Below are 12,218 nucleotides of genomic sequence, written 5' to 3'. Positions count from 1 at the left end.
GCGTAGTTATTTGGCTACGAATTTATATGTAGTCACTTAACTACGCAAATTTTTTATGTATTTTTTTGAAAAATTAATAGTTAAATGGCTTTTTGCGAGCGTATTGGGCTTTTTCAACTAATCCGGCAAATATGACGCGGCGCTATTTTCTTCTGGTTGTAACCTTCCTGTTAGGCATTGTCGCACACGCGGCGCAGCCGGTCAATATTATATTCATCATCGGCGACGACATCAGTTGGGACGATATTGGTGCTTATGGTAACGGCAAGGTGAAGACGCCAAACCTTAACAGGCTCGCACGCGAGGGAATCAAGTTCACCAACATGTTCCTGACGGCCAGCTCATGTAGCCCCAGCCGCACGAGCATTCTTACGGGTCGGTACCCGCACAATACAGGCGCTGCCGAGCTTCATTCACCGCTCCCCGCGCATTTGAAATACTTCCCCGAACTCCTGAAACAAAAAGGATATTACACCGCATTAGCCGGCAAATGGCACGAAGGCCCCAATACCCGCCGCGCTTACGACACGCTGCTGGTCAATCAGACACAGAATGGTGAAGGTGGTGAAGCACAATGGATTAACCTCCTGAAATCCAGACCCAAAAACAAGCCATTCTTCTTCTGGCTGTCTCCCTATGACGCGCATCGGCCGTGGTCGGCCACCACCAACGGCCCGCAGCACGACCCCGCGCGCGACGTAGAGGTACCGCCTACGCTCACGGACACCCGTGAAACGAGGCAGGATCTGGTGGCCTACTACAATGAAATAGCCCGCCTCGACCGTTGTGTGGGAGAACTCGAACAGGAGCTCGCCGCGCAGGGGCTTTCGGAGAATACGCTTATCATTTTCACAGCCGATAACGGCCGCCCGTTCCCCGGAAGCAAAACACGCCTGACCGACGCGGGCATTAAAACGCCGTTTCTCGTCAAATGGCCCGCGGGTATCGGGGCGGGCCAAACCTGCCAAAGCCTGGTCAGCACCGTCGATATTGCACCGACATTACTGGCGCTGGCAGGTATCGATGCCGGACCTACGTTTCAGGGAAAAAGCTTCGCTCGCCTGTTCAAAAACCCGGGCCTGGAATTCAGGAAATACGTTTTCGCCGAGCACAACTGGCACGATTACGAAGCTTACGAGCGCTCAGTGCGTACGAAGGATTTTTTGTACATCATGAATAAAAGGCCGAAACTCGACAATGGCGGCCCGATCGACGCCAACCAGAGCCCATCGGCCAAAGCATTGAAAGCCGCCCGTAAATCCGGCAAGCTAAGCCCGTTGCAAGAAGATGCATTCACGACACCAAGGCCTTCGGAGGAGTTTTTTGACAATTTTAAAGATCCATTGCAAGTTGAAAACCTGCTCGGAAACCATACCTATTCCCAACAAATACAAACACTGAAAAAGGTGCTCGCTCTGTGGCAAAACGACACCGGCGATACCGTCCCCGAACACCTCACTCCCGACTGGTACGACCGTGAAACCGGCGAAGCATTGCCCGCGAAGGACAAGCGTGGCGAAATGCCCGGCGCCGCAAAGCACGCAGACCGCATTAATGTGAAGGGGCCGTTTTGATGTTGCTACTTCAAAAGCACCAGCTCTACCGAGCGAATATCAGCGAACTTGCCGCCTTTCAGCTCAGTGGCCGACAATTTCAGCTCGCCTTTACCCTTTTCCAGCCTCATTTCACCAACTTTCAGTGTCCGAAACTCCTTTTCATAAGATTCCGCAGTTCGCTTCACACGATCAGGACTGGGGATCAGCGGAGGATCGAATGCTACGGGAATGCTGCCGGAGATGTGGCTTTTGTTCAAAGCAATGGTGAATGCGTCGCCCGCGTCGGCGCTGGTGTAGCGGATGTTCACCTGATACCTGCCAGTGGTATGCACTTCCACATTCCAGCTCGCGTAAGAAGCGGTGTCCGACCAGTTTGAGATCCAGGAAGAGTTTGGCGCGGAGGCACTGTATGAGAGGCTGCCTCTGGCCGACCTGTGCAGAATAGCGTCCTGGGAAGGCAGCACCGTCTTTGGAAACTGGCTGTAACCCACTGGCAGCGAACGCGTAGAATCAATATTTTTATAAACATCCGCATACCAATTGTCGAATGCGGTGCGGAGGCTGTCGGCCAGTCCGGGGTACCCGGAAGCTATGTTATGCTGTTGCGCCGGATCGGCGGCAAGATCATATAATTCATTGCTCTGATATAGGTAGTGGCCCTTTCTTACGCTGTTATTTTTGTTAATGGATAAAAACAGCAACCGGTCGGGCAGTTCGGCCACTTTCGTCAATGCAGGTTGGAGGCTGATCCCGTCGAGTGGTTTGCCGCTTTTCTTAGTTGGGACACCCGTCAGTTCGATCAAGGTGGGAAGCAAGTCGATATATGCTGCATTGCCATTTACCACTTTTCCGGCGGGGATCACGCCCGGCCAACGGATGAGGAACGGTACCCGCACGCTGCCCTCACCAGCTGTGCCCTTCCGACCTTTCATATCGCCGTTCCAGCGCCAGGAGTTGGGGCCGTTGTCGCTGAGGTAAATGACGATCGTATTGTCGGTCAGTTTCAAGTCGTCGAGCTTTTTTAAGATCCGGCCCACATTATCATCGATATTCTCGGACATCGCAAGCGCGGTAATGGTCGTCTCCCCATCCTCCTCTCCTTTTTTATCGCTGAACTGTTTGATACCCCGCACCTTTACCCTGTTGTAGTTCTCATCCGGCACCTGGAAGGGCGAATGCGGCGTGTTGTAGGGTATATAGCAAAAAAATGGCTTACCCGCCTTCTTGCTTTTCTCAATAAACCCAATGGCTTTGCTGGTCAGATCGTCGGCAATGTAGCCGGTACTTTTTTCAGGTTCGCCATTATGGTCGACGGTCGTATTGAAGTAATTGGCGTAATGCCCGCTGAGCATTCCGTAAAACTCGTCGAACCCGCGCCCGTTGGGATGGTAGGGATATTGACTTCCGTTATGCCATTTACCAAAGCAGCCGGTGGAATAGCCGGCGCTTTTGAGCAAATCTGCCAGAGTAACCTCATCAAGGTTCATAAATTCGCGCGAATTGGAAACGCCCCAGACACCCGCACGGTAATGATAGCGCCCCGTGAGCAGGCCCGCACGCGTGGGAGCGCACAACGGAGAGACGTAAAACCGCGAAAATTGCGCCCCTTCCTTCCCGATCCTGTCGATATGGGGGGTACGGACATTGGTATTGCCGTTGATGCTCAAATCGCCCCACCCCTGATCGTCGGCCAGGATGAAAACGATATTGGGGTGCACCTGGGCGTTTGCATTCCAGAACAATGTCGCGCACAGTGCCAGAAGCGTCGTGCGGATGATGCGGGCATTTTTCATTTTCAACAGCTACTTTTTAAAATATTTGTCCTGCGTGTATTTGGGCTGGTTCTTATCCATAATGCGCTCGAACTTTTCGGGCTCGTACTTCATGGGCAGGATCGTTTTCGCAGTGTAGGCAACGGTATCGCCGGTCTGCTGCTGCCATTGGACCAGGAGCTTTTTCAAACTTTCCTCTTTTTGGCGGTATGCTGCTTTTCCCGACAGGTTTTCCAGTTCCAGCGGATCTTTTTTGAGGTTGAAAAGCTGTGTATAGTCCCGGTTCGGGTATCGAATCAGCTTCCATTCATCGTCCCGCACTGCCCTTATCAGGTTTCGGTAGGCTGTAAAACTGCTTTCACGCACGCTTCTGGCCTTCCCGCTGATTACCTCCGAAAGACTCTTGCCGTCCACCGCGCCGGGTTTGGGAATGCCGGTTACCGATGCCAGCGTAGGGAAAATATCATAGAGGTACACCAGCGCATTGGATACCTGGCCCTTTGGAATACCAGGCCCCGTAATAATAAAAGGCACTTTCATGCTATGCTCGTATAAACTCTGCTTGCCCAGCAAGCCATGACTACCCACAGCCAGGCCATTGTCGGCGGCGTAAACAATGATCGTGTTCTCGTAAAGGCCCTTTTCCTTCAACGAGCGGATAATGTCGCCCACACGGGCGTCCAGGTGGCTGATCAGCCCATAATAATCCGACAATGTGGCCTTGATAATTTCCGGCGTACGGGGCCAGGGAGCCAGATTTTCATCCCTTACCTGCGCCTCACCATAATCGAACGGGTGCACGGGTTTGAAATTACCTGGTAGCGGAATGTCCTTTTCGGGATATTTGCCGATGTAGTCCTCACGCGGCGAGCGTGGGTCGTGCGGGGCGGTGTAGGCAATGTAGCAGAAGAAAGGATTAGCCTTTTTGCTCTTTGCATATTCATCAATATAGGAAAGCGCAGCCTCCGTGAAAATGTCGGTCGAAAAGCCCTTTGTCACCGGTTCGCCGAGTTTGCCATTGTTCAAATCCCGGACGGGCACCTGAAAATGGTCGCTCATGCCGCCCAGCATGACCGCCTTTCCTTTCTGGAACGACGCTTCGAAAGTTTTTGCACCATTATGCCACTTCCCGGTCCCGAAAGTTTCGTACCCGTTTTCAGCAAAATGCTGCGGCATGGTATGAACGCCGTCCAGCACATCGTACACATGAAACAGGCTTTTTCCACTCATGAGCATCGCCCGGCTGGGCGCGCAAATGGCTCCGTGATGCCCGCCCATAACATAGCAATTTGCAAACCGGACGCCTGATTTTGCCAGTTGGTCGATATTCGGCGTCTTAACCACCGCATTACCGGCTATTCCCAGGGCATCGGCCCGCTGGTCGTCGGCGAAAATGAAAAGGATGTTGGGTTTTGCGGCAGGTTTGTATGCCGTTTGCTTTTCAGGAAAGTATTGGAAGAACAAAGGTGCGGCCAGCAAGACGGCCCACAGCCAGTGCAGACTTGTGAGGCTTTTCAAAGTGGGTTTGAATTTGGGTTTAAACACAAACAAAAGGTTGGATACTAATTTACATACTTATCCCACCATTTTACTTGGGTTTACAAACCCGCAACGCGGGGTTTGCGGCACTGTACCACCATCATGTACACTCAAACGTCACATCTTCCTTCTCACCAGGTCCCGGAAGGCCAGGTTTGTCAATATTGTTTTCTCGAAACCTGCCTGGGTGAAGATCAACCCATAGAAATTCTTCGACCGGTTCACCCACGCGTGGACGCCGCGTGCGCTCAGGCAGGCCACTTCGGTAGATACCCCGTTCTGGATTTCGTACCGGAACAACCCCAGCCCGTAGGTAGGATCGACTTTGTTGCTGTTATCCTGCTCCATAATGGCGATCGACTCCTCCTTCAAAACACGCACGCCGTTGTATGTCCCTTTGTTGTAGATCATAGTCAAAAAACGCAGGTACTCGTTCATCGAGCACTCGATACCGTAGCCCGGTTCGGGGTTCAAAGGATGGCCGGGGCTATATACGACGTCCTTCATGCCGCATTTAACCCCTACCCGTTCCTGGAAGATCTGCGCCCAGGTCTTCTTCTCGACGACCTCCGCAACCCGTGCCACTACGGCATAGGCGACACTCCCGTACTGGGCCTGCTTGCCGGGCGCAAAAAGCAATTGTGTGCGAAGGGCGATACTGTCTACATTCTGCGCGAGGGTAAGGTCACTTCGGCTGTCGAACCGCGATTCCACCAAAATACCCGAAGTATGGGACATCAACTGCCTGAGCGTAATGTCCTTTTTCTCGTTGTTGAAAGAAGGAATGTATTTACTCACTTTGTCGTCCAGCGTCAGTTTGCCCGATTCTACAATACTCATGATCACCGCCGCCGTAACCGCTTTCGAGGCGGACATGATCGGCAGTCTGGTATCTGCATTGTATTGCCCCATCCGGAAACAGAACTCTGTCGTATCCCGACGACCGATGTACACCATCAGGTTGTTATCGTAATCTTTTGAATGCGATTTCAGGAAGTTATAGAAATCCAGACGGTTGCGGTATTTGTAGGGAGAAAGATCGGGTAAATTGCCTGCCTGCCCGTCCTTGAAGAAAATGCTTCTGATATCGCGGTCGGCGATAGGAATGGGCGTAGAATCGAGTTGAGAAAAACCACTTCCGGGGCAAGTTTTGCACCCGGTATCGACACCATCGTCAGGGTCTTCGGGCAATGGCTGGGGCGTATTTTTCTGTCCGCAGGAAAATACTGTCGTAAGAATTAATAGTAGTGTAAAAATTTGTTTCATGACCTGCTTACGTGCACAGAATTCGGGAATAGTTTTTTTCTGTAATTCATAAACGGCAATTCTACGAATTTGTACATTAAATAAGCTATGAAATAAATAAAAATATATGTTCCTAAAAAAAACAACCATTGCCAACCCGAACCAGCCGCCTCACTCTTTTCATACCACTTAATGACAAAGTCTAAAACCAGGAAATGCATCAGGTAGAAAGAATAGGACGTCTGGCTCACATTTGTAACGACTTTCACCAACGTATTTCCCGGACGCGGGCATGAAATTGCATAAGGCAACATCAGCGCGAAAGTAAGACAAAACATCGGCAGCAATAGCACATCTACAAGATAATTGATCTTACTGCCAGCGATCGTATGCTGGATAATCTCAAAGCACAGCAGCAGCAGCATACCACCCACTGCAAATAACCACACCCGAGATTTGTACGCCATATTACCCTTTTCGAGAATATAGGCCACAAGGCAGCCGTAAGCAATCGCATCGATTCGGAACACGACCATTTTGCGCATGCTGTCCCAGTCACCAGTAGGCGGGACAAAAGTCTTCCAGCTGGGCATCAATAGGCCTTTATTCAAAAAATACGTAAACAAGTCCTGATGGTACATCCAGTGGTAAATGGACTTTGTAACAAGCCCGGTGAAGATAAAAACGCCAATCGTTGTCAAGTAAATGCGGTACCGGCTACCGCGGTTTCCCCATATGGCGGCAACGGCAAGTAATACCAAAGGGAAGGTCAAATAAAACCATTCTTCGACTGCCAGGCTCCATGAATGTGGGAAAAAGCCCTGAGCGGGAGTAAGCAGATTTTGCGCAAAAAACACATAAAAAATAATGTTGCGCATATCGGAATAAAAGCAATAGTAAATGGCAATTGCAAGCAAATACGCTGGTAAAGTCCGCAGCCATCGGTTTACCCAAAAAACTTTCACTGCCTCCCAGGAAATCCCGGGTTGCAGCACAGTCCGTAATATAATGCGTCCGATCAGGAAGCCGCTTAGCACAAAAAAAGCCTCTACACCAAGCCCCAGCCAGCCGAATGGAAAATAACGATCGAGGGGGTTCAATGCCATCGAATGAGAAAGGAAAACCATCAGGATCGATACGGCACGCATGAGATCTAATCCGAAAATACGTTCAGTAGTTTTTGCGACGTTTTTCCTGGGTCTGGTAAAATTTTCTATCATTGAGCAGCTAGTTGATGTTTCGATTCCGAACCGGAAAATGGCAGCAGAATAGAAATTAAAAAAATATTAAAGTTAGCAAACAAAAAATTAACGGAACCTACCAGGTACAAAGTCAATTTTAATGCATATACGTTGATGGCATGCTACTTATCTCAACATCAATACGATTAGCGAGCATATCCATTTAAATAAACGGACACCCATTTATTTAGCGGTGTTGCATTCTTTAATATAATTGTGGCTTGAAAGAAGAAAAGAGAAAATTTAACGCTCGCCGCCGAAGTTCTGAACCAGACTTGCGTAAGGGGCTTTTTTATGCAGATAGGGTTCCGGCGACAACCTCGCAGCGCAACCCAGGTAAGTATAAGCGGGATTCAACAGATTATTGCGGTGCGGCAGCGAAGCCATCCATTGCTCCACTACAAATCTTGCATAGGCCGCGTAGGTGAACGGAATGCAGGGCTTATTATCGCTTTCATTTAAAAACTCATATTGGTTCTGACGGCGGTTCCATCGTGCGATCATGAAATCACCACTTACAACTGTCTGATATTTTCCTATATTTTCGCCGATACGTTTAAATCTTTTAGTATACAATTCAACCCGCCGCTGAGCGGTACGTTCGTAGGGACTGTACGGATTAGTATGATTAAAAAACATGCGGTACACCATCGAGGTGGCATGTCCTGACGAGGCCAGATATAAACCGGGATCATATTGAAATGCCGGCAAACCATGCTGTCTCCTCACTTCGTTACTGGCATGAAAGACAGCCGCATCCAGAAATAATGTATCCGGATTTTGCAACGGGATCAATTCGTTCGATTTTGGCAAAGCAAAAAAACGGCCCTCCTCCACTGCATAATACTGCGTTTTATGCAGGTCAAACCATAAATGCGAATATAAATAGAGGGCGAAAACGATCAGGGTTTCCATTAGGTTGTAAAATGATTTCAATCATTTAGAACAATATAAATGAAAAATAATAATAAAATAATATTAAAAAAACTTTGCGGTGTAGCGGTACCTTCGCTGACTGTATTGATAAAAGCAAACCCGTTGAATATGTCAAAGAAAATCGGTCTCCTGCTGGCCTGGCTGCTCCTCCACCTGCACGTTTATGCGCAGGTACAAGCCGTTGAGCAGCAATTCACTGTCGCACAGGATGGAAGCGGCGATTTCAGGACAATCCAGGAGGCCGTCAATGCCGTGCGCGACCATTCGCAGGTACGCGCCACAATAAACGTGAAAAGCGGAACGTATCGCGAAAAGCTCGTGATACCTGCCTGGAAAAAGAACATTACGCTTATCGGCGAGAGCGCTGAGCATACCGTTATTAGCAACAATGACTATTCTGGCAAGGATTTCCCTAACCGTGATTTTACAGGCAATGCAAAATTCAGTACCTACACATCCTACACGGTACTGGTGCAAGCCAACGACTGCACCCTGCAAAACCTTACCATCGAAAATACTGCGGGACGCGTCGGCCAGGCCGTAGCGCTGGCCACCGAGGGCGACCGGATCGAGGTCTACAATTGCCGGATCCTGGGCAACCAGGACACGTTGTACACCTCCAAAGACGGCAGGAATTTTTACAAGGACTGTCTCATTACCGGTACTACCGATTTCATTTTTGGTGAAGCAACAGCCGTTTTTCAGAATTGCACCATCCGTAGCCTCACCAACTCGTACATTACCGCCGCCTCCACCACCCGCGAGCAAGCGTATGGTTATGTTTTTTTCAATTGTAAACTAACGGCCAACGATGAAGCAACCAAAGTATACCTGGGCCGGCCTTGGCGGCCGTTTGCCAAAACCGTTTTTATCGACACGGAAATGGGGAGCCATATCGTAAAAGAAGGCTGGGACCCGTGGAAGGGCGACAATATGTTCCCCGAAAAGGAAAAGACCGTATTCTACGCCGAATACAACAGCACCGGCCCGGGCGCCAATGCGGACGCGCGAGCAGCGTGGTCGATACAGCTCACTGCGCGCCATAGGGAAAAATACACGCTCGAAAACATTCTTTCCGGTTGGGTACCGGGCAAAAAATTGCGTTTACAGCCTTCGGGCATCCCCGACACCAGCTTTTCGGTGAAAGGCTCCTACCGGCACGAGATCACCCGCCACCCGAATGTCCGCATGGCTGACTCCACTCTACCCGCCTCGATCCAGGTCATCAGGAATGTACTTTACCGCACGACGCCTGACGGGAAAAAGCTGCTTTTGGACATTTACAGGCCTAAGAGAAAGGGAAAAACGCCGCAACCTGCGGTATTGATGGTGCATGGCGGAGGCTGGCGCTCGGGCGACCGCACGCACAACAACACGCTCGCGCGCAAGCTGGCAGCCAAAGGGTACGTATGTATCACAGCCGATTACCGCCTCTCCACCCACGCCCTCTACCCTGCCGCAGTGCATGACCTGAAAGCTGCCGTACGCTGGATTCGCTCCACCGCCCCCGGCATCGATACAGCCCGCATCGCCATTCTGGGCTTTTCGGCCGGCGGAGAACTCGCGGCATTTGTCGGTGCGACCAATGGCGATCCCAAATTTGAGGGCATAGACCGCGAACAAGACGCTTCCAGCGCCGTTCAGGCGGTAATCGACATCGACGGCACGCTGGCTTTCATTCACCCCGAATCGGGTGAGGGTGACGATTCTAAATCGATTTCCGCTGCCACCTATTGGTTTGGGTATCCCAAAGCCGAGCGGCCCGATTTATGGAATGAAGCCTCTCCTCTTACGCACGTGAGCGCAAGAACCCCTCCGTTTCTGTTTATCAACAGCTCAGTAGACCGTATGCACGCGGGCAGGGAGGATTTTATCAAAAAGCTGAATACATTCGGCACATACAGCGAAGTCCGGACTTTCGCCGACGCTCCACATACTTTCATGTTTTTCGACCCGTGGTTCGAACCTACGCTGGCCACCATCCACGGTTTTCTGGACCGGGTTTTCGGCCAGGCTGCCACCGCGCACAGATAACACTAACGGATCTTGCGAAAATCGTCAGGGCCTGGCCAGTTTCATGATCTTGCCGGTAGTGTAATTGCAGATATAAAGTTCATTCGACTGATCGGTCCCGAAGGCGGATATTTGCCCTACCCCTTCGGCAATCACACTGTTTTGTATGGCTTTGCCGTCTCTGGTTTCCAAAGCAAAAAGCCGTCCGCTCACGTAGTCTCCGAATACGTATTTGCCTTCCAGCGCCGGCACCGCTTTGCCGCGGTATACATATCCGCCTGTAATGGAGTGTTCACCATTAGCCTGCGGCAGGTCCAGAACGGGATCGATAAGCCCCTCGGTGCCGCAGTCGCTTTTGGGATTGTAACAATCCACACTTTCCTTCAACCGCCACCCGTAGTTGCCTCCTTTAACGATGATATCGATCTCCTCCCGCTTGTTTTGCCCTACATCACCTGCCCAGAGCGTGTTGGTGGTCTCGTCGAAACTGATTCGCCACGGGTTACGCAAGCCATAGGCATATACTTCCTCCCTGAACTCCTCCTTATTCCCCGCAAACGGGTTATCGGCCGGGATTCCATAATTCCCCTTCGTTTTGCTGTTTACATCCACCCTCAGGATCTTGCCCAGCCAGGCACTTTTGTTTTGGCCGTTGTTGCTTGGGTCGCCCCAGCTTCCGCCGTCACCCGTCGAAATATAGAGGTAGCCGTCCTTCCCGAATTTGACAGCGCCCCCATTATGGTTGTCGTAAGGCTGGTCGAATGTGAAAAGCACCGTTGCAGTGGCCGGGTCAGCGCGGTTGGGGTCCTTGCCACTCACCTGATAACGGACAATGGCCGTTTCCAGCTTTCCTGAAACCTTGGTGGTGTAGTTTAGAAAAAAATAACCATTACGCTTATAATCGGGGTGAAAAGCGATGCCTAACAGGCCGGCTTCACCGCCATAACTGACCAGCTTCTTGATATTCAGAAACTCCTTGGACGCCCCGGTTGTTGCCGCGTTTTCAAAAACCCGGATCGTTCCTTCGTGTTCCAGCACGAACAGGCGGTCCGTACCATCGTTCGCATGGGTGAGGTCGACAGGATTATTGAAATGCAACCTGGGGAAAGCCTCCACGACCTTCACGGCCGCCGCTGTGTCCTGGCGAGGCTCATGTGGCCTCGATGCATTACAGGTAACCAATAGCGCAAAGCCTGCCAGGCTGCTTTGGATGAAACGTTTCATGGCGTATCAGATTTGACGTAAAAGGGACCGGCAGATTTCCTGCCGGCTTTACAAGTCAAATGCATTTCGGATTTACTCCCGCGGCGGTAATAACCGGCATCACATCAATGTTGAGTATTTAAACTTTCAAAAAGTTTTGAAAGTTTAAATACATTGCTACCTTTGAAATATGGAACTCGAAGAAGCGAAAAGGAAATTTATCGAATCATGGGGCAAACTAGGTTCTGAATGGGGCATTAACCGCACCATGGCCCAGGTTCATGCGTTGCTTCTGATCTCCCCTGACCCGCTTACGACCGAGGAAATTATGGAAACATTGCGCATTTCCCGAGGTAATGCCAATATGACCCTCCGCGACCTGATCGGATGGGGTTTGATCGAAAAACAGCATAAACCGGGCGAAAGAAAAGAGTACTTCTTTGCCGATAAAGACGTATGGAACATCGCAAAACAAGTGGCCAAAGAACGTCGCAAGCGTGAGTTGGAACCGGTTATCAAGGTTCTTGATGAGCTGTCAAAGGTTACCGGCGACGACAGGGACCCGGAATTCGCCACATTTAACAAGTCGGTTACGGACATCAACAAACTGGCTAAGAACGTCGACAAAACCCTTGAAACCATGCTCGGTGCGGAAGAGAACTGGTTTTGGGGTGGTATTTTCAAAATGTTCAAGTAATATTTTTTTGAAGCAA

Annotated in this window: 9 protein-coding genes; 3 read left to right on the top strand and 6 right to left on the bottom strand. The window is 50.5% G+C overall.

Annotation, left to right across the window (positions count from 1 at the left end):
- Positions 1-131: 131 nt before the first annotated feature.
- On the top strand, positions 132-1,574 hold the full coding sequence (locus IEY24_RS03865) for a sulfatase family protein (protein WP_188928830.1): 1,443 nt from the start codon (positions 132-134) through the stop codon (positions 1,572-1,574).
- 5 nt (positions 1,575-1,579) lie between these two features.
- On the opposite strand, the gene IEY24_RS03860 is transcribed toward IEY24_RS03865, so the two are convergent.
- From IEY24_RS03860 to IEY24_RS03840, 5 genes are all read right to left on the bottom strand, one after another.
- Entirely contained in the window at positions 1,580-3,349 is a 1,770-nt protein-coding gene (locus IEY24_RS03860) for a sulfatase-like hydrolase/transferase (RefSeq protein ID WP_188928827.1), read from the bottom strand.
- Between the two features lie 9 nt (positions 3,350-3,358).
- On the bottom strand, positions 3,359-4,873 hold the full coding sequence (locus IEY24_RS03855; protein ID WP_229221295.1) for a sulfatase family protein: 1,515 nt from the start codon (positions 4,871-4,873) through the stop codon (positions 3,359-3,361).
- 111 nt (positions 4,874-4,984) lie between these two features.
- Positions 4,985-6,133 (bottom strand): serine hydrolase domain-containing protein, encoded by a 1,149-nt coding sequence (locus IEY24_RS03850; RefSeq protein WP_188928825.1) that lies wholly within the window; start codon positions 6,131-6,133, stop codon positions 4,985-4,987.
- Positions 6,130-7,332 carry an acyltransferase family protein gene (locus IEY24_RS03845; protein ID WP_188928823.1) on the bottom strand — a complete coding sequence of 401 codons (1,203 nt, stop codon included), beginning with the start codon at positions 7,330-7,332 and terminating at the stop codon, positions 6,130-6,132. The genes IEY24_RS03850 and IEY24_RS03845 overlap by 4 nt, the downstream gene beginning before the upstream one ends.
- Before the next feature lie 264 nt (positions 7,333-7,596).
- Positions 7,597-8,268, bottom strand: coding sequence for a CAP domain-containing protein (locus IEY24_RS03840; RefSeq protein ID WP_188928821.1), 672 nt, complete (start codon positions 8,266-8,268; stop codon positions 7,597-7,599).
- A 129-nt stretch (positions 8,269-8,397) separates the two neighbouring features.
- Between IEY24_RS03840 and IEY24_RS03835 the strand changes: the two genes are divergently transcribed.
- Entirely contained in the window at positions 8,398-10,323 is a 1,926-nt protein-coding gene (locus tag IEY24_RS03835; RefSeq protein ID WP_188928818.1) for a pectinesterase family protein, read from the top strand.
- A 24-nt stretch (positions 10,324-10,347) separates the two neighbouring features.
- On the opposite strand, the gene IEY24_RS03830 is transcribed toward IEY24_RS03835, so the two are convergent.
- Positions 10,348-11,526, bottom strand: coding sequence for a PQQ-dependent sugar dehydrogenase (locus IEY24_RS03830; RefSeq protein WP_188928816.1), 1,179 nt, complete (start codon positions 11,524-11,526; stop codon positions 10,348-10,350).
- A gap of 169 nt (positions 11,527-11,695) precedes the next feature.
- Between IEY24_RS03830 and IEY24_RS03825 the strand changes: the two genes are divergently transcribed.
- Complete coding sequence (locus IEY24_RS03825) at positions 11,696-12,202, top strand: GbsR/MarR family transcriptional regulator (RefSeq protein ID WP_188928814.1); 507 nt, start codon at positions 11,696-11,698, stop codon at positions 12,200-12,202.
- Positions 12,203-12,218 lie beyond the last annotated feature (16 nt).

This window comes from Dyadobacter endophyticus, from assembly GCF_014641595.1.
GTDB classification, from domain to species: domain Bacteria; phylum Bacteroidota; class Bacteroidia; order Cytophagales; family Spirosomataceae; genus Dyadobacter; species Dyadobacter endophyticus.
Note: the sequence above shows the minus strand (reverse complement) of the source record. Positions and strands in the feature narration are given on the sequence as shown.